An 18,556-nucleotide genomic window follows, 5' to 3' on the forward strand; every position below is an offset into this window, starting at 1 on the left:
CTCTGGCAAGGTGGCTGAGCTAAACCTGAAATCCAATGTTTAAGATTTTACGCCCAATAGGCTTCCTCGCGGCACTCTTGCTGCTTACCGGGGAAATGGTAATGGGTCAAAAAAGTACACAAATCATATCCCCTTCTGTTTTTCAAAACCCTCCTTCCACTTACGGCATCCGCTGCTGGTGGTGGTGGCTGAACGGGAACGTCGACAAAGAAGTGATCACCCGCGACCTGGAAGAAATGAAGGCCAAGGGATTCAGCGGGGCATGCCTTTTCGATGCGGGCGGCGCCGAGCAGCGCGGGAACGCGCAGGTACCGGCCGGACCGATGTTCGGCTCACCGCAATGGAGAGAGCTTTACATACATGCCATGCGCGAGGCCGACCGGCTGGGGCTTGTGATGTCCATGAGCATTCAGAGCGGGTGGAACCTGGGCGGGCCCGACATTACCGCCGAAGAATCGGCCAAGCAGGTGGCGTTTTCGCAGGTGCAGGTAAAGGGTAACACCCGAATCTCGCAGGAGCTGCCGATGCCCAAAACGCACCACGATTTTTACCGTGACATTGTGGTACTCGCCATTCCCACGAAAGTATTTGCCAACCGGCCGCCTATCCGGGATTTTGAGAACAAAGCCGCTACCCGCGAAGTAGGCGCTTCGGTGCCCGAAACACGGCCATTGCTGACGGACATCCCCGGCACACCAGGCGAAGAAGACGCCTCCAAAAAGCAGGTATTGAACATTACGAGGCATTTTAAAAATGGTAAACTCGAATGGAGAGCACCGGCGGGCGAATGGACCGTGCTGCGCTTCGGCTACACCGCTACCGATGCCGAAGTGTCCACATCCAGCGGCGACTGGCAGGGCCTGGTGATCGATTATATGAGTGAAAAAGCATTCAACCGGTATTGGGACACGAATGTGGAACCGCTGTTGAAGGCCATTGGCCCGCTCGCCGGGAAAACATTGCGCTACCTGCAAACCGACAGCTTCGAAGCAGGCGGAATGAACTGGACGGACGGTTTTGAAAAGGAATTTATCAAACACCGCGGCTACGACCCGATCCCTTACCTGCCCGTGCTGGCCGGCAAGATCATCGATAGCCGGGAGGTAAGCAACCGCTTTTTATCGGATCTGCGCAAAACGCTGGCCGACCTGATCGCGGAAAAACATTACGGCGTCTTTTCCAAAAGGTCCGCAGCCTACGGTATCGGCATCCAGCCGGAATCCGCAGGGCCGCATGCGGGGCCTTTCGACGGTTTGAAAAACTATGGTTACAGCGAGATCATGATGAGCGAATTCTGGTCGCCGTCTCCCCACCGCCCACGCCCTATCGACCGCTTTTTTGTGAAACAGGCAGGCAGTGCGGCGAAAATTCATAACAAAAAGCTCGTTGGCGCCGAGTCGTTTACGACCATCGGGCCGCATTGGAACGATGTCATGTGGTCGGATATGAAGCCGAGCGTGGACCATGAGTTCTCGGCGGGGCTAAACCTCGTTTACCTCCACACCTTCACCGCCTCGCCGAAAGCGATGGGCATTCCGGGCCAGGAGTATTTCGCAGGAACGCACTTTAACCCGAATGTAACGTGGTGGAACCAGTCGACGGCATTCATCCAATACCTCACGCGCTGCCAGTACCTGCTGCAAAGCGGCACTTCCGTGGCCGACGTGCTGTATTACTACGGCGACCACTCCCCTAACCTCGGCAGGCTCAAAGAAGACGACCCCGCCAAAGCATTGCCCGGTTTTGATTATGACCTGATCAATGAAGACCGCCTGATGGAATTGCAGGCAAAAGACGGCAAAATCTTCCTTCCGCATGGCGTTTCGTACCGGGTGCTCGTGCTGCCGGACCATAAGACATTGTCGCTGAAAGCATTGCAGAAAGTGGAAGCATTGGTGAAAGAAGGCGCGTCGGTGATCGGTTCCAAAACCGTGACGACGGCCAGTTTGGTAAAATACCCTGCTTCGGAACAAACCGTGCGCCAGATCGCCGACGGGCTTTGGGGAACGGGCAATGAAGCAACCGGCAGCCGTAATGTCGGCAAAGGCACCATTGCCTGGGGCATTACCGCCGCCGACTTCCTCCGCTCCAAAGGCGTCCATTTCGATATGGAAATCACGGCACGGGAAACCGGCTCGCGCTACGACTACATTCACCGCGAAGATACCGGTGCGGACTTCTATTTCATCAGCAGCCAGAATCGCGCCGCGTCCAAAATGACGGCCGCTTTCCGGATGACCGGCAAGCAACCCGAGCTTTGGAATCCCGTGACGGGAGAAACAAGACCCGCGACATCGTTTTACCAGAAAGACGGCAAGACTTACATTCCGTTGGAATTCGATCCGTACGGATCGGTGTTCGTAGTCTTTCGGGATGACATTGCCAAAGATCAGAACGGCTCGGCCGCGTCTAATTTCGTACACCTCGAAACGGCCACCACGCTGCACGGCTCGTGGGATGTGGCCTTCGACCCCGCCTGGGGCGGCCCGGCGGCGGTCGTTTTCAATGAGCTTGTGAGCTGGCCCGATCGCAACGAGGAAGGCATCAAGTATTATTCCGGAAAAGCCGTTTACAGCAAGAAATTCGATGCCAGCCAGGACGTTGCAGAAAGCAAGCAGGTGTTCCTTGACCTGGGCGAAGTGAAAGACATCGGCATTGCGAAGGTTACGCTCAATGGAAAAGATCTCGGCATCCTGTGGGCGCCGCCGTTGCGTGTACCGGTAGGAGGTGTGCTCAAAGAAAAAGACAATGTCCTGCAAATCGAGGTCGTGAATACCTGGCGCAACCGCCTGATCGGCGACCGGACGAAGCCGGTTGAAAAGCGGTTTACCAAAACCAATGTGAAAGTGCTGGAAACCTGGCAGTTGACACCCTCCGGCCTTCTCGGGCCTGTGAGGCTGCTGACCGGCTCCGAGCAATAAGGAATGAAGAAGATCAATACGGGAATGTGCCCTCGGCACCTTCCTGTATTGATCTATCAAATGTCCTGTTACAAGTCAATTACTTTTCCATCCTGCACAAACCGCGTGTCTTTCACTGCCCCCGTGCCATTGAAACGATATTGCACCCCTACAATATCGGCAGGCTGGTGGTCGAAACGCAGCGAATATGCTTTGGTGTCATTGACGTAGATCGTGACATTTTTGTTTACCACTTCCAACCTTAGCTTAGTCCAATTACTCAGATCTGCGCCAAACCCGGACAAGTCGGCATTTTCGCTGTTGACGTCCTGTCCGCAAACCCACAACTTCAAATCGCCCACGCAGGGTTTGGCGGCCAGAGGCAGAATAATGATATCGTCCTTGCATTGAATCAGCACTTGCATTTTCTGGCACGCATTGCTTCCGGATTTAAATGTGTTTTTTACAAAGGTTTCAAATGTAAAGTTGTCGTTTCGAAGCGTTCCAAAATCGCGCTGGTTGAACAATCGGATGCGCGGCGCCTGCGGATGCAGTGAAAGGTCGTACTTATTCAATACCTGCTCACTAACCTCCACGCCCCCGTTTGCGACGCATTCTTCTTTTTTGAAATAAACAGGCATTTCTTTGCCCTCCGCCAGGCATAACCAACCATTGGAAGTGATCTGCAAGTCGTGCGTTCTCACGACCTCATTGTCCGCAATCAGCTTTGTGCGAAAGTAGCCGGGATAGTAGTAAATCGCAGAATGCGCCTGGCCGTGTTTCGGCACCCTTTTTCGACGTCTGCTGTCCCAGGTCTGGACGATAAACACACAATCCGTTTTGGCAGCGCTGGCGTTGTAGTGGAATACGACCGAGTTGGGCACGCCATCCGTAAGGATCTTATTCGCCCTGAATGAAAATAATGCGTGATTTGCCTTGTCGGTTACCTTCTCGGCGCTGATAAATGTCAGCGCGTAAATGCCGGCCAATATTGAAATGATCAGCAGCCCGAATAATGTGAATCTTTTGTGACCGGATTTTGCGGGCAAAGTCTTGGGCAATGCAGTTTCGGGTGAAGGGCTGGCCCTGTCATTGTCCGCCTGGGTAAAAGTTCGCCAGTCGGCGTAGCCGGCAAATTGGGCGAGTGTGTTTAATGTCGTCTGCGTCGGAGCGCTTTCGTATTTCAATTTTCCCCATATTCTTTTCAGCGTCGTAACGCTCAGCCGCACGCCGGTGGTCAGATTTACCTGATCGCTCAATTTCTCAAAATCATAATTTGTCCAGTTAGCACTATCGCCCCAACCCAGCTTTTGCTCAATGAGCGAAAGACACCTGTCGATGGCCGATTCCTTGCTGTTTATATCCATAATGCTTCCTTTGGCTGAACTTGAACGTACTTGGCGCGGCTTTGAACAAGCATTCCAGCGATCGCAAATCCATATTTGCACACACCATTGCCCAGATTAAACATCAATGACAACGCGATCTACTTGGCTGCCAAAAACACTTTTTTGATCCGCGGAGCCGTATCGCTAACCGAATGCCATTCATTTTAAATCCTACCCCAATGAAAGTATTTACCATGTTCACCGCCTTGTTTTTAGTTGCCTTTTTGTCTGCCAGTTCGCAGAAAACGCCTGCCGCTTGGGAAAGCACCGAAGATTTCATTACTTACAATCGGACAATAGAAGCGATCCGGGAAAACGGCCGGGTGGGAATCCGGTTCAACGAGTCGAAAGGCGCTGGGATGGCCTGGCTGAAAAACAAGGAATTCACCGGCGGCACCATCGAGTTTGACACGAGAGGCCGGGATGTGATGCAAAAGAGTTTCATCGGCATTGCATTTCACGGAACGGGAAATGACCAATACGAAACGGTTTATTTCCGCCCGTTCAACTTTCATTCCCAGGACCCCGTGCGGAAAATACACGCCGTGCAGTATGCATTTGAACCGCGCTTCGGTTTCGAAGCGCTTCGCAACAGTCGGAAAGATGAATTCGAGGCAGCCATCGAACCTTCCGATATTTCAGCTACGGACTGGTTTCATGTAAAAATACAGGTGAAGGACAATAGAATCCGGGTATTCCTTAATAATGCAGAAAAGCCATGCCTGGACGTAGAAACCCTTAACCCCTCCCCCGCTGGCAAGAAGGTCGGTTACTGGGTAGGCAACAATTCAAACGGAGACTTTGCAAACCTGACATTCTCGGAGTAACCCGCGGTCATTAGCAGCATCCGAACTGTCGTGGAAGCATCAAAATAGCGCGTACCCTGGCGCACAGGCAAGCAGTTTTTTCTATTCATACAAATACCCCGGACAGAGCATCCGGGGTATTTGTATTTGAAACCGCTCTGCTTACGGGTTTTGCGTGAGCTTCGGGTTACGATCAATTTCCGCCTGCGGGACGAAAAATATCACGCGGGGGGCTGTGGGCAACACCTGCTGAGTGATGTTCGTGGTCGGCGTGTTGTTCAATGAATGCGTTCCGGGGTAATTCCTTTCCATCGGCAGGTTGTTCCTGAAAAGGTCGTACGCGCGGTGGCCTTCGAATGCGAGTTCGAGCCAGCGCTCTTCCATCACCACGTCCAGCACTTTCTTCGAGCCGAGGTTTGCCATGCTGTACAGCTTATTACCGGTGAGCCCCGCGCGCTGGCGGATCAGGTTCACGTCTTCCAGCGCCGCTGCGGCCTTGCCCAGTTTGGCATTGGCTTCCGCGCGGATCAGGTGCATTTCGGCCAGCCGCAGGTACACCGGCGAGCTCAGGTTGATCACGCCTTCCTGCATGGAGTATTTATTGATATAATACATCGGCGTCGACGGCGTCAGTTTCATATTATGCTGTAATACGCCATTTACCAGGTACGGAGAAATGAAACTGCTTCTGAGATCGTCCGGATTTTTGCCGAGGAAGTCGACGTACTTTTGCGAAGCATAAATCTCCGCCCAGCCGCTCACGCCCTGGCCCTGCGCCGCCCCGGATGCATCGCCGCTGAAATACATCGAGCCGATGGCCGAAAAGCCCCTGTCCTGCACCCTCATGTGCCGGATCGCGAAAATCGTTTCCGCATTGCTGGCAGGGGCCGTTCTGAAATAGCCTGTAAATTCTCCGCCCTGAACGAGCTTGTACCGGCCCGAATTGATCACCAGGTCGGCGTACTTAACCGCATTCTCATTGTCGCCCTTATACAGGTAAACCCGCGCCAGCAGGGCCTGCGCCACTTCTTTCGACGCAAAAGAGTTCGATTTGTTTTCCGACATCAGGTCGGCGGCCTTCGTCAGATCCTGGATCACGGCGTCGTACACTTCTTTCACCGAACTGCGGGTAATGTTGTTGATCTGGTCGTCGCTCAACCCGTCCATCAGAAGCGGAACACCCGGATTGCCGCCATTGTCCTGCGGGTACGGACGACCGAACACGCGCACGAGGTTGAAATGCATCATTGCCCGCAGATACAGGTTTTCGCCTTTCAGCTGCCGCAATGTCACCGACGACTCGTCGGGAACGTAGGCGATAATTTTGTTGGCCGCCGCGATCACCTTGTAAGCCTGGCCCCAAAAGTTGGTGCAATGCCCCGACGTGTTGATATGCGTATACCGGTAAGCCCGCGTGAGGTCGTCACCCGAAGACTGCCCCTGCGCGATCTCGTCACTCGGATATTCCATCAGGAAGTGCACGCTGCGGACATAGGCCGCATTAAGCAGCACCGCATAGGTCCCGATGGTGGCGGTTTCGACGTCCCCCGCATTGGTAAGCGCCGATTCTTCGTCGATGGACGTCGTGGGTTCGTAGTACTTTTCACAGGATGCCGTACCGAGCACGAGCGTTCCCATTAATAGTAATTGATGTATCGAATATTTTCTCATGTGATTTTAGAAGGAAAAGTTGATCCCGAAAAGGTATTTTTTGCTGATGGGATATCGGAGGCTGGATAGGCCGGAGCTCAAATCGACCTGTGACAGGGAAACTTCCGGGTCGGTGCCTGAAAAACGGGTGCCGGTCCAGAGGTTATCGCCGCTCACAAACACCGATACTTTCGAAAACCCGCTTCTGCCCAGCAGATTATCCGGCAGCGAATAGCCCAGCCGGACGTTTCTCAACCGGATGTAACTTCCGTCTTCCAGGTAGCGTGATGACGATTGGTTCGAATCCTTGTTACCGCCCACGATGGGTTTTGGGTGGGTCGCATTATCGCCCGGTTTTTCCCAGCGGCTCCATCCCTCGGCAAGCACCATCTGGTTATAGCTTTCGTAAAGGCCGTCGTTGTCGAAGTAAACGCGGCTCTCGTTATACACCCAGTTGCCATACACGAAGTTGAAGAATGCCGATAAGGTAAAATTCTTGTAGGTCAATGTATTGGAAATACCTCCTGTGAACTTTGGTGCAGCGGTTTTTCCTGAAAACTGACGGGAATCGGCCGTTTGTGCCTGGCTGTAAGTGCTGGTCAGTTCCTTGGTCACATTGCCATTGGCATCCTTCACGATCCGCTCCCACTGCGGGTCGCCGTTTTCCGGATTCACGCCCGCCCAGATCGGCAGGTTGTACTCATCCATATTATGCCCGACAGCGATCGGCTGGCGCGCGCCGGAATTGAACACCGTAGCGCCGTCGCTCAGTTCGAGGACCTTGTTGCGGTTAAAGGCCATATTCAGGTTGGTTTCCCAGTTGAAATCCTTGCCTTTCACATTTGTAGATGTCAGGCTGAATTCAATCCCCTTGTTACGGATTGACCCTGCATTGACCCAAACATAGCTGTAACCGGTGGTAGCTGCCAGCGGCTTGCGATAAAGCAGCTCAGACGCCTCTTTCACGTAAGCATCCACTACGAGATCAATGCGGTTGAAGAAGCTCAGGTCAAACCCGATGTTGGACGATTTGATTTTCTCCCAGGTCAGATCGGGGTTGCCTTTCTGCGAAGGCGCCGCACCGGGCAGGCCCGAGTAGGAAGCATCGGTCGAAATCGTGTACAAGCCCAGCGAAGCGAAATTGCTGATCCCATCCGCATTGCCGACGGTACCATTGCTGGCGCGGAGCTTGGCGAAAGTGATGGTTTTGTTGTTTTTCAAAAACTCCTCATTACTCAATATCCAGGACGCGCCCAGCTGATAAAAGTTGGCCGTGGAATTGTTTTTACCGAAAAGCGATGAGAATTCGTTGACGAACGATCCGACGAGGAAATACTTGTTGTCGTAGTTGTAATCCAATTGCCCCAGAAACTTCCGGAAAGCGACCTGCTCGTTGAAGCCGGTAGGGTTTGTGAGCACGTCTGTCGCGACGGACATCACATCACGGCCGGGAGGCAATCCCTTACCCGCGGCGCTGCTGCTGCTGGAATAAGTAGTCTCCGCCTCGGCCACACCGAGCAAGGTAACACCGTGCCGCCCGAAATCCTCCGAGTAGCGGATGCGGTTCGATGTCAGCAGGCGGTTCGAGTAGGTCGTTCCATTATAGAGCTCCCCGCTGTTGGCACCGCCTTGCTTGGTGCGTTTGTCATTGTAGCTCGCACTCTGGCCGTTTAAGAAATTGATCCGGTTGTACGACGATAGCGTGATCTTGTCTGTGAGCTCGTAATCAAGATTCACATCGGTCGAAACATTCAGGCTTTGCGCTTTGGAATAATTGTATTGGATGGAATGCAGGAAGTTCTCCCGGTCGCGTCCCAGCCACCCCGGATAGCTCCTCGCGTCGATCGGGGCGCCGGCTTCGTCATAGGCCGGGTCGAACGGGAGGTTGTTGTAGGCGTCGTACAGCGTGTTGCTGTTGGCATAATTATCCTTATTAAACACACCGTTGAAAAGGACTTTGGCGGCCAGCTTCTTTGTCAGCTGCGTTTGCAGGTTTGCGCGGAAGTTGTAGCCGGTCTTGTCGTTCTCGACCTGCGTGCCCTGCTCTTTGTAGTAGTTGGCGGAAACATAGTAGGTAGTTTTTTCACTTCCACCGGATGCCGAAATGTTGTGGTTGTTCACAAACCCGGTCCTGAAAGCCTCGTCCCACCAGTTGGTATTGGTTCGCAATACAGAGGGGTCGCGCGGGTAGAAAGTGCTCTGGAAGTCGAACAGCTCCTGCGAATCCATCAACCGGAACTTGCCGGTAGTAGCCTGGGCAAATCCGAGGGTGTTGTTGAATGAGATCTGCGTTTTACCCGCTTTCCCCATTTTGGTATTGACGATAATGACCCCATTGGCCGCCCGTGAACCGTACAAGCCCGTCGCCGCCACGTCTTTCAGCACCGAAATACTCTCCACATCCACCGGGTTGTAACTTCCTCCGATGTTACCGTCCACAACCACCAGCGGCGAGGTGCCCGCCGAGATGGTACCTGCACCGCGGATGAGTATACGTCCCGCGCTGGTGGGATCGCCCGACGAGCTCGAAACCACCACGCCCGGCGCTTTGCCCTGCAACAGATTCGGCAGTTCGTTGGACGTCACATCCCGCAGCTTCTCGTTGTTGATCGTAGACACGGAGCTGGACAGGAATTTCACCTTCTTGGCCGAGTACCCCACGATCACGACCTGATCGAGCTGGCTGATCGACGAGTTCATGGCGATGTCCAGCCTGGTTTGGCTGCCCAGCTCCGTTTCCATCGGCGCATAGCCCACGAAACTGAACACCAGCGTGGCATTATCCAGAAGATTCTGCGGAATCGTGAGCGAAAACTCGCCATTGAGGTCGGTGGTGGCGCCGATGGCATTGTTGTTCTTGACGGTGACCGTCACGCCGACGAGCGGTTCGCCCTTCTCGTCTTTCACGCTGCCGGTTACCGTGCGGTCGGCCTGAAAAATCCCCGACGGGGCTCTGCCGGCGAGCGGAAGCGCGATGCCGGGGGAAGCGCTTGCGAGGGACAGCCCTATCATCCACGCGAGGGGACATCGCAGCGACCGGGCCATTGTGTAACTGAGAATTGGTTTAGGATCAGGTTTTTTCATATAAGCAAAAGGTTAGTTACAAAGCAATGTAACTAATATTGCACTTATAATTACCATCGCGGTTTACTAAAATAATGCAATTTTATACGGACGTATAGTAAGTTTCGCCGAAGAACTTTTGCCAGTTGCATTATATGTCCCAATAACACTTCCGGATTTCCGGGCACCGTTACATACCAAATGTGCACGAGAACACGCCCGGAAGCACTTTGTCACTGCCTTCCAACAGGACAGGCAGCGGCATTCCCGGTATGCAAATAAGGCTTCTTGGATTAAGCCTATTCACCTTCCCGACTGACTGCCGCGCCCGCATGTCAGCGGACAGGCGACGGGATTTCCCCGCTTACGCCGAAATACCTTTCGAAAAATGCCTGGATGGCATGGAAATTTTGATTCGCCGGCATGGATTAAGTTATATCACCAAAAACGTCTAGTGTTATGTCCAAAACAGTCGTCGGGATTTTTGAATATGAAAGTGATGCGCAAAATGCACAAAACTATTTGCTGGCAAACGGGTTCGGTGATGGCGATGTCGACATCAAAACCGCCAGCTACAAGCCGGAAGTGAACGATACGGAAGATGGCCTGCTCGACAAGATCGGCCATTTCTTCAGGGAGCTTTTCAATGGCGATAATGATGACGAAACCGAACGGTATATCGAAGCCGGTAAGCGCGGGACCATTGTGACCGTACATGCATTGAGTGCGGACGAGGCCGTGGCCGCCGCACACATTATGGACGAATACGGCGCCCTGGATGTGACAGACAGCAAGCATGCCCCACAACCGGGCGCGCAATATGAAGATGCGATCGTAAATCCGCCGAGCACCGCCGAGAGCGATCAGCCCGTTCCCGATAGCGTGCCTGCCCGCGGTTTACATTTGCGGAGCCGCATCATCGACCGCACTTTACCGCAAGAGCACCGCCTGCGCCAGCGGGCCGCCGATGGCCCTCCCGGCTCCGATCCCGGCCAGCAAACCACGGAGCTCCACAAGACCATCGCCGAGCGCGACGCGTTGATCAACGAGATTGTGAGCAATGAACCAAATAATAAGGCATAACAAAACGATAACAGAACATCTGGCAAAACCGATAGTAACCTTGCGGCGAATTGCCGTATTGATTCTACTGATCGATGTTATTTACAGATGTTTCTAAAATCCGCCTTTATTTTCGCAAGCTGCCTCCTGGCATTCACCGGTTACAGCCAGCCGGGGACAAGTTCCACCGCATTACCCCGGCCCAAGCTGGTCGTAGGCATTGTCATCGACCAAATGCGCTACGATTATCTGTACAGGTATTACGACAAATACCAGGAAGGCGGCTTCAAGCGGATGCTGAATGAAGGGTTCAATTGCCGCGACCACCATTACCATTATGCCAATACATCCACCGGGCCCGGTCACGCGTCGGTGTATACCGGCTCATCCCCTGCCATTCATGGGATACTCGCTAATGACTGGTATGTGCCGGCATTGAACAAAAACATCAATTGCGTTGCCGACAGCACGGTTTCAGGGCTTGGCACGGCGAAGAACGGCAAAGGGTCGCCGCGCAATATGCTGGTGACCACCGTTACGGACCAGCTTCGGATTGCCCAGAATTTCAGGTCGAAAACAATCAGCATTGCATTAAAAGACCGCTCGGCAGTGCTGCCCGGCGGGCATACGTCCAACGCCAGCTACTGGTACGACGGCGACACGGGCAACTTCGTCACCAGCTCCTATTACATGTCGGAATTACCGGAATGGGTACGCGCATTCAATGCGAAAAAACTGCCTATCAAATACCTCGACAAAGGCTGGAAACCATTGCTCCCGCTTCGCGCCTACCAGGAAAGCACTGCTGACGACCAGGCTTATGAAGAAGGCCTGGATGGGAATGAAAAGCCAGTATTCCCCTACAAACTGGCCAGCTCCGAGCCCGACCTGGCAGGCTCCACGCCCTGGGGCAATACCCTTACGAAAGACATGGCGCTGGCGGCAATCCGTGCCGAGAAGCTGGGTCGGGGCGAGTTTACCGATTTTCTGGCATTGAGCTTCTCCGCGCCGGACGGCGTCGGCCATAAATTCGGGCCGAATTCCATTGAGCAGCAAGATCTTTACCTCAGGCTCGATCAAGAACTGGCCGAGCTGTTCTCATTTCTGGATAGCTGGACCGGCAAGGGCAACTACACGGTTTTTCTCACAGCGGACCACGGCGTGATGGATGTACCGGAGTTTTTGGTTAATAACAAAATTCCCGCGGGACGTTATAGTTCGTCGGAGATTTTTGGCAAAATAAAGAAAGATATAGCCAGCGAATTCTCCGAGGATTTTGTGAAAGCCATCTCGTCGGGCCAGATACATCTGGACAAAAAGCGAATGAAGCAAAAGGGCGTGAGCGTGGCGGCGATCCAGGATGTGATCCGGCAGTCGATCAGTGAAATGCCTGCTGTGGCTAATGTAGTGAACCTTCGAAATCTGGAACAGGAACCGCTTACCGATCTGCAAAAACAGCTTTTCAGGAATGACTATAATCCCAAACGCAGCGGCGATTTGCTCCTGGTAATGCAGCCGCACTGGATCGGCCGCGGCAAACACGGTACCACCCACGGGACATCCTATAATTACGACACGCAAGTTCCATTCCTGCTGTTCGGATGGGGCGTCAAGCACGGGGAAACGTTCGACCGCACGTACATCAGCGACATCGCACCCACCGTTTCCGCACTGCTTCACATTCTGCCGCCAAGCGGATCGATGGGAAAAATAGTGGGACCGGCGCTGGTGAGCACTCCGTAACCGTCTCAGGCTCTCATTGGTCGACAAATCGGACATATCTCCAAAAGTGTGAAAGAGATGTATTAAGTTTAGGATAACTTAATTCACTACTCATTTTCCAGTCCTTTTCAGTAATACGGATGATTTCACCTTCAAAAAAGGCTGCTGTGGTTTTCATGCTGGCCTTGCTTGCCACCAGTTGGAGAGTAGCTGCCCAAAGCTGCATTGTAACCGGCCAGATCAACGGCGTTGGCGCTATACCCATTCAATTCAGATACATACAGAATGGCGTGGATAAGATAGATACGGTATTCGCCACGGGTGATCGGTTCCGGTACGTCGCCCAGAAGCCCGACAATGGTATGTTCGATATTTTCATCCAAAACCCGGCGTGGACAGCCGTGTGGTATGAGGCCGGAAACCTTACTGTTTCGGGCAACATCGACAAAGCGGGCCAGCTGGAAGTGAAAGGCACTAAGGAAAACGACCTGCTCACGGCCTTCAACCAACTGAGGTGGGCCTACCGCGAAAAGGCTCAGGGGCAGCCTGCCGAAGCGGTGGATAAACTGATCGAAGAACACACGCGGAAGACCTGGGCATTTATGAAGGTAAACACGCCATCGTTAACCGCCATGTACCTTTTGAACGGGCTGACCAACGGCGCCGATGTCAAAATTGAAGACCTGGACGAAGCATTCCACGAATTCCCGCCCCAAATCCGCGAAAGTTACTATGGAAAAAGGGCCAAAGAACGCATTGAAATTGTAAAAAACCAGCCTGTAAAAGGCAAGAAAGCGCCTGATTTCAAACTGGTTTCGTCGAAAGGCGACTCGGTGCAATTGTCTCGGCATTCAGGTAAATATGTACTGCTGGATTTCTGGGGACATTGGTGCGGGCCGTGCATCCGGTCCATGCCGGAACTGCGGGAATTTCATGAAAAGTATAAAAGCAAAATCACCCTTATCGGCATTGCCGCCGAATGGGGCGACGACAAGGAAACCTGGCTCAAAACGATCGAAAAGCACCAGGCCAACTGGATTCAGCTCACCGATTTCCGGTTTGACCAGGGCGACATCATGAAAACCTACAATATATCCGGGTTCCCCACTTATCTTCTCATCGACCCGAAAGGAATGGTGGTAGCGAGGGAAAACAATTTCCAGGCGATAGCAAAAATCGTCGCCGAAACGAAAGCGCTCCGATAGCACGGCATTGTGCATGAAGGCGACGGACAACTACCTGCCCCTGCTCAGCCAAAGCTGGTAAATGTACAGCGGCACCGACCACCCCATCCAGAAAAGCGACGGGGAAATGTCCGCAAAGCTGCCCAGCGATTGCACGATGGGAAGTTTGACTGCCAAACCTGATATGATAAATGCCAGCGTAACAAGGTAGCTTCTCACCATCCACTCTTCATGCAGCCTGAATTTACGCTGGATGGCAGCATAATAGGCCACAACGGTGGCACTGATCCACACGGTGACCCAAACCTGTAATGAAAAAGCGTAGGCCCAATTGACTGCTTTGGCGGTGGTGAAAGCCAGGATAACGGCGCAAAGACTGCTCAACAGAACGGCGAGCAGATACAAAAAGCCGATAACCCGGTGCAGTTTCCGGCTATAAGTGCGCAGCTTTTTCCAAAACTGAACAAAACCCAGGACAAGCGACCCGCCCCCCGCGGTGATGTGGGCAATCAAAACCCACCTCCATTCGAAATATTTGCCCAGGGCCGCGGGCGTCAGCAACAGGAAATGGTCGGCACCGTGCATGAAAAGCCAGGTGAGAAAGAAAATCAGTCCCCAGGTAAGCACCGGTACGAGGTCGGAGACAGTCAAGGCAAAGCCGGCCCAGTTGTCAGTTTTAGTCGTCATGATCGATAGATTTATGACCACAAAATTGACTAACCGGACCGCTTGGGGCAATAACCGAGAAAAGATTCGGTAGGTGGATGGGAATTTGAGACGGATTTAATGGTAGGTATGGAAAGATTGCCCTAGAGGTTCACGAAGAAAGTGATGCATTAACCTCATCCGCTGCGTGATATCCCGCTTGAATAGCTCCCTCCATGTATCCATACCATTTCGTAGCCATTTCGCTTCCTGCCCAGTGAATATTTCCAATCGGGTTGCGAAAATCTTTGCCGGTCTGGCTCCATAAGCCTTTTGGGAAACTTGCGGCATATCCACCTCCCGACCATCGTTCTTCGATATCATTCCAGATATGATCTTTATAGGCAAGAATATTGGCGCCCTCCGGGCCATACAATCTCACTATCTGATCGACAAGTAGCGCCTTTCGCTCCTCCATCGAACGGGATGTAAATTCACCCGTGGTTTTCTCTTTTACGAAGAATAAAAGTACGCCAGGACCCGTTCCGGGAGAGCAGTCATAACTTGCTACAAACGGATAACGGTCGGTAACTACCTGGCCCGACAATGCGCGTTCACGATAAAACGGCCGTCTCTCACGCCAGAACGGGCGGTCGTAAATTGCAAAGCACTTAATAGGTGTTCCGAGTTTCAGCTTTTCAACCAGGCTCTTTCTCTTTTCAAATAAAGGATTACTTCCTAAATCAATCGGCAGCAAATGTGCCGGAGGAATCGCCAGGATTACCTTTTGAGCATAAACGGATTCGTTCGAAGTGAAAATTCTTACGCCAGTATCGGTATGAGCTATCTTCATGACAGGCTGGTTAAATCTGATCCTGTCTGAAAATTTTGCCGAGATATTTGATAACAGATTTTGAGAACCTTCTCGAATGATGGACTGCTGCGCGCCGCCATCGACTTTGATTATTTTCCTGAACTCTCCGGCCGAATAAATATTGTGAAGCGCATGCAATAATGACATGTCGCCGCTGCGCTGGGCAGAGGATATTTCAAAGCCTTTGCTAATGCCAAAATAAGATCTTCCGGTAAGAGGTTTGATGCATTTGAAAAAATCCTGAACCGTATACTTGTCCAGGATCTCGCTCAGACCATTAGGGAAATTATTCCAGGTGAGCCTGGCAAAAGCGTCTGAAAGGCCGAGTACAGCCCGAAAACCGGCGCGATATACAAAGTTCATATCAGGGCCTTCCTCCGCAGAAGTGTAAAAACTTTGGCGGCCTTTATGTTCGTAGATGTGATGCTCGTGATCAAAAGTATCAAATGTATGATAGCCGGCTTCCGCGATCCATTCATACATCAGATCATGCCCCGGCCCAATCCATTGAGCTCCCAATTCAATATTCATATCATGCTGAATCGGATAAGTAAGCACCCTACCACCGATGCGGTCACGGGCTTCAAGAACCATGAATTCTACGTTTTTTTCGTACAATCTTTTAGCTGCCGCGATACCCGAATATCCGGCGCCAACAATAACCACCTGGGTGTCGAATTTGTCGCGCTGCATAATACACACGTTTTGAATGTTAAGTCATTCGTTTGTCAGGGATTTCAATCAGGCAAGTGAATCCTTTCCCCGGAAATGAGCTGATTTCCATACTTCCCCGAAGATATTCAAGCCTGTAACGGATATTCTGTAGTCCCATTCCTTCCGAACCAGTCAGCGTTTCAATTTCAAACCCATTTCCATCATCTTCATACATGAGTGAAACACTGTCACTCAAATCGATCAACTGAATGCCTATTTCGGACGCATTCCCATGCTTTACGCTGTTGCTGACCAACTCCTGGATAATTCTTAACAAAATAATTTCACTGTCCTGAGCCAGGCGTCTGCTCCCAAACAACTCCGGCAATAATTCTGATTGCCGGAGTTGTTTGTTTTGAATAAATTTCTTCCAATGCGGCTAACACCCCATTATTCGCGAGGCTTACAGGCATAACGTCATGAGATACCCGTCGCACCTCTCTCGCCGTATGATCCAGCAAATGGTAGGTTGCCGTCATAGCCTCCTTTTCTTGACGGGGAATAAGGTCGTCAATCGATCCGAGTTTCAGACGCAATGCGCTAAGCAGCGAGCCGACCGAATCGTGAAGGTCCCTGGCAATTCTCTGCCGCTCTATTTCCTGAGTTTGGTTGACTGCCAGGAGCATGTCCGTTTTTGCCTGACTTAACTTCAGGATAGCGGCATTCTGAAGTTTCAAGGTATTTTGATAAACAAAACAGACTACCACGCTCAAAATCAGAATTTCCCATATCGGCCCGTACTTGTACAATTCAAATATGAACCAGCTTTCTGGCAAAAAACCTAATGTGCTCGAACTGATATAGACGGAACATATTGTAAACGGGGTGATCGCAACCAGATACATTCGCGCCACCGGACGCCTGGCCCGAAATGCCAGCAGATTGTAAAGCACATTGAGAATGCTGAAAGCCAGACCTGTAAATAGCGCAGGAGCATATATGACACGTGCCGCTCCTGGTATGAATGCTATTAAAAATATAGTCGCTGCAACAAAAGTCAGCATCTTCCCTGCCATTGCCCAGTAGCGGTGCCCCGAATCTTCTATCCCCAGAAATATAAGTGAGAAGCGGACATGGCAAATCACACCTATCGCGAGAAAATAAATCCAGGTATTGTGTGTCGGCAGGATGTAGTATAGTTGCGGGAGGTATTGATTAGGTAGCCCTGCTCACTTACCACCATGCCGCTAACGGAAAATATGTACCCGCTATAAAATGCATACATGACGTCCCGGGACAGCAGGTATAAAGCCAGTCCCATGACAATCCCCAACAGCATGATACCGACAGCGATCCCATGTGCATTATAATTGATTTTGGAAAGATGCACGAATTCGTGATAATCAAACATTCTTAACGGGACAGCCAGATAGCCGTCTTTCTTTTGTATTCTTAACGCCCAGACATAAGCACTATCAGGTGCAACCGGGAAGTCAATGGCAAACACACGATGAGGTATCGGGCGGAGCCGGGATGCAGTTCTCCAAGAAAAGTTACGGACGGACTTGATCAGCTTCCCCTCCTCCCACACATAGAAATCTAACCTATCCATGTAAACAAAATCAACCTCCACTACAACTCTCCGAAGTTCCGAGGTAACATTTTCAACCTGCATGCCCAACCACCAAAATGAGTCGCTTTTGTCGAAATACGGCATTTTGGAATCACCCACGTCGACCTTTCCCTGCTGATACAGCCGGTAGAAATCTTCCGGAGTCATTGAACCTTGTTTGTCTTCAATATGAAAAACCCGGCCGTGACCGGGGTAAACGTATTTGAAATCTGCTGTAATCTTGACTGTACTCACATTGTGACCATATGCAGTATACGCAGGGGCAAAAGTTAAGAGAAACAGGACATGCAAAACATTTATTTTTGTCTCCATATCCGGTATCATTTTAAATCAATTTCCATTTGTGGGCAAAATTGACCAAGCTAGCAATATTTTTTGCTGCCAGCTTTCGTATGATACTTTTCCGGTATGTTTCCACGGTGTATTCACTCAGGCATAGCTTATCGGCAATCTCAGCGGTGCTGAACTCCCTGGCAACCTCTGTCAGGATATCAACTTCCCGTTTTGTAAGATTATACATTGAAACAAAATCATCATGGGGATCGGGACGGCTCTCGCGGGTTTTGATTATCTCCTTGACGGAATCCGGCAAATACGGTTTACCATCCATGATGCTTCTTACAGCTGCGTGCAACTCCTCCTTCCCTGCGTCTTTCGGCACATATCCCATAATGCCCATATTCAGAACCTTTTTGATCAGCGCGTAATCCAGGTAATACGAAAGCACCAAGATCTTTGCTTTCAGCGACGATTTCTGAATATAGCTAAGGATTTCAACGCCGTCCTTTTGGGGCATATTCACATCAAGGATCAACAAATCCGGCGAAATGGTTTCGAGCTTATAAATCACGTCATTTCCCCGACTCACTTTTGCAACAATGTCTATTTCTTCGATTTCGCAAAGCGTCTTTTCCAGACCATCCAGGAAAATCTCATGATCGTCGGCCAGGATCGTACGAACTCTGTTCATATTGA

Annotated in this window: 13 protein-coding genes and 1 pseudogene; 5 read left to right on the forward strand and 9 right to left on the reverse strand. The window is 51.5% G+C overall.

The window, feature by feature from the left end:
• The first annotated feature begins 35 nt into the window (after positions 1 to 35).
• Positions 36 to 2,921 (forward strand): glycosyl hydrolase, encoded by a 2,886-nt coding sequence (locus DFER_RS11175; RefSeq protein ID WP_015811743.1) that lies wholly within the window; start codon positions 36 to 38, stop codon positions 2,919 to 2,921.
• A 68-nt stretch (positions 2,922 to 2,989) separates the two neighbouring features.
• On the opposite strand, the gene DFER_RS11180 is transcribed toward DFER_RS11175, so the two are convergent.
• Positions 2,990 to 4,267, reverse strand: coding sequence for a hypothetical protein (locus DFER_RS11180; RefSeq protein WP_015811744.1), 1,278 nt, complete (start codon positions 4,265 to 4,267; stop codon positions 2,990 to 2,992).
• A gap of 200 nt (positions 4,268 to 4,467) precedes the next feature.
• Here DFER_RS11180 and DFER_RS11185 point away from each other — a divergent pair, with 200 nt between their 5' ends.
• The gene (locus tag DFER_RS11185; protein ID WP_015811745.1) at positions 4,468 to 5,115 is read left to right on the forward strand and encodes a hypothetical protein; all 648 of its coding nucleotides are present in this window, start codon (positions 4,468 to 4,470) and stop codon (positions 5,113 to 5,115) included.
• Positions 5,116 to 5,256: 141 nt separating this feature from the next.
• Here DFER_RS11185 and DFER_RS11190 read toward each other — a convergent pair whose 3' ends face one another.
• Positions 5,257 to 6,765, reverse strand: coding sequence for a RagB/SusD family nutrient uptake outer membrane protein (locus DFER_RS11190; RefSeq protein ID WP_041734958.1), 1,509 nt, complete (start codon positions 6,763 to 6,765; stop codon positions 5,257 to 5,259).
• A gap of 6 nt (positions 6,766 to 6,771) precedes the next feature.
• Positions 6,772 to 9,828: a SusC/RagA family TonB-linked outer membrane protein gene (locus tag DFER_RS11195; protein ID WP_083769095.1), complete on the reverse strand. Its 3,057-nt coding sequence runs from the start codon at positions 9,826 to 9,828 to the stop codon at positions 6,772 to 6,774.
• Between the two features lie 438 nt (positions 9,829 to 10,266).
• On the opposite strand from DFER_RS11195, the gene DFER_RS11200 reads away from it, so the two are divergent.
• From DFER_RS11200 to DFER_RS11210, 3 genes are all read left to right on the forward strand, one after another.
• Positions 10,267 to 10,890 carry a hypothetical protein gene (locus DFER_RS11200; protein ID WP_015811748.1) on the forward strand — a complete coding sequence of 208 codons (624 nt, stop codon included), beginning with the start codon at positions 10,267 to 10,269 and terminating at the stop codon, positions 10,888 to 10,890.
• An 87-nt stretch (positions 10,891 to 10,977) separates the two neighbouring features.
• Complete coding sequence (gene pafA, locus DFER_RS11205; RefSeq protein WP_015811749.1) at positions 10,978 to 12,612, forward strand: alkaline phosphatase PafA; 1,635 nt, start codon at positions 10,978 to 10,980, stop codon at positions 12,610 to 12,612.
• 119 nt (positions 12,613 to 12,731) lie between these two features.
• Positions 12,732 to 13,796, forward strand: coding sequence for a TlpA disulfide reductase family protein (locus DFER_RS11210; RefSeq protein ID WP_041734961.1), 1,065 nt, complete (start codon positions 12,732 to 12,734; stop codon positions 13,794 to 13,796).
• A 30-nt stretch (positions 13,797 to 13,826) separates the two neighbouring features.
• Here DFER_RS11210 and DFER_RS11215 read toward each other — a convergent pair whose 3' ends face one another.
• The 6 genes and pseudogenes from DFER_RS11215 to DFER_RS11240 all read right to left on the reverse strand — a co-directional run bounded on the left by DFER_RS11215 (position 13,827) and on the right by DFER_RS11240 (position 18,551).
• On the reverse strand, positions 13,827 to 14,462 hold the full coding sequence (locus DFER_RS11215; protein WP_015811751.1) for a DUF2306 domain-containing protein: 636 nt from the start codon (positions 14,460 to 14,462) through the stop codon (positions 13,827 to 13,829).
• Positions 14,463 to 14,592: 130 nt separating this feature from the next.
• Positions 14,593 to 15,987 carry a flavin monoamine oxidase family protein gene (locus DFER_RS11220; protein WP_015811752.1) on the reverse strand — a complete coding sequence of 465 codons (1,395 nt, stop codon included), beginning with the start codon at positions 15,985 to 15,987 and terminating at the stop codon, positions 14,593 to 14,595.
• Positions 15,988 to 16,006: 19 nt separating this feature from the next.
• The gene (locus DFER_RS11225) at positions 16,007 to 16,285 is read right to left on the reverse strand and encodes a sensor histidine kinase (RefSeq protein ID WP_041734964.1); all 279 of its coding nucleotides are present in this window, start codon (positions 16,283 to 16,285) and stop codon (positions 16,007 to 16,009) included.
• A 7-nt stretch (positions 16,286 to 16,292) separates the two neighbouring features.
• Positions 16,293 to 16,634 carry a sensor histidine kinase gene (locus tag DFER_RS30895; protein WP_229206262.1) on the reverse strand — a complete coding sequence of 114 codons (342 nt, stop codon included), beginning with the start codon at positions 16,632 to 16,634 and terminating at the stop codon, positions 16,293 to 16,295.
• Positions 16,635 to 16,769: 135 nt separating this feature from the next.
• Positions 16,770 to 17,905: pseudogene (locus DFER_RS11235) on the reverse strand (7TMR-DISM family protein); the annotation flags it as partial.
• 1 nt (position 17,906) lies between these two features.
• The gene (locus DFER_RS11240) at positions 17,907 to 18,551 is read right to left on the reverse strand and encodes a response regulator (protein WP_015811754.1); all 645 of its coding nucleotides are present in this window, start codon (positions 18,549 to 18,551) and stop codon (positions 17,907 to 17,909) included.
• Positions 18,552 to 18,556: the final 5 nt, after the last annotated feature.

Origin of the sequence: Dyadobacter fermentans DSM 18053 (assembly GCF_000023125.1) — a bacterium.
Lineage (GTDB): Bacteria > Bacteroidota > Bacteroidia > Cytophagales > Spirosomataceae > Dyadobacter > Dyadobacter fermentans.

What these genes read in the sequence shown, in the direction of transcription:
- DFER_RS11175 (WP_015811743.1), top strand. Translation starts at nt 36, where the DNA reads ATGTTTAAGATTTTACGCCCAATAGGCTTCCTCGCGGCACTCTTGCTG.
- DFER_RS11180 (WP_015811744.1), bottom strand. Translation starts at nt 4,267, where the DNA reads ATGGATATAAACAGCAAGGAATCGGCCATCGACAGGTGTCTTTCGCTC.
- DFER_RS11185 (WP_015811745.1), top strand. Translation starts at nt 4,468, where the DNA reads ATGAAAGTATTTACCATGTTCACCGCCTTGTTTTTAGTTGCCTTTTTG.
- DFER_RS11190 (WP_041734958.1), bottom strand. Translation starts at nt 6,765, where the DNA reads ATGAGAAAATATTCGATACATCAATTACTATTAATGGGAACGCTCGTG.
- DFER_RS11195 (WP_083769095.1), bottom strand. Translation starts at nt 9,828, where the DNA reads ATGAAAAAACCTGATCCTAAACCAATTCTCAGTTACACAATGGCCCGG.
- DFER_RS11200 (WP_015811748.1), top strand. Translation starts at nt 10,267, where the DNA reads ATGTCCAAAACAGTCGTCGGGATTTTTGAATATGAAAGTGATGCGCAA.
- pafA (WP_015811749.1), top strand. Translation starts at nt 10,978, where the DNA reads ATGTTTCTAAAATCCGCCTTTATTTTCGCAAGCTGCCTCCTGGCATTC.
- DFER_RS11210 (WP_041734961.1), top strand. Translation starts at nt 12,732, where the DNA reads ATGATTTCACCTTCAAAAAAGGCTGCTGTGGTTTTCATGCTGGCCTTG.
- DFER_RS11215 (WP_015811751.1), bottom strand. Translation starts at nt 14,462, where the DNA reads ATGACGACTAAAACTGACAACTGGGCCGGCTTTGCCTTGACTGTCTCC.
- DFER_RS11220 (WP_015811752.1), bottom strand. Translation starts at nt 15,987, where the DNA reads ATGCAGCGCGACAAATTCGACACCCAGGTGGTTATTGTTGGCGCCGGA.
- DFER_RS30895 (WP_229206262.1), bottom strand. Translation starts at nt 16,634, where the DNA reads ATGCTCCTGGCAGTCAACCAAACTCAGGAAATAGAGCGGCAGAGAATT.
- DFER_RS11240 (WP_015811754.1), bottom strand. Translation starts at nt 18,551, where the DNA reads ATGAACAGAGTTCGTACGATCCTGGCCGACGATCATGAGATTTTCCTG.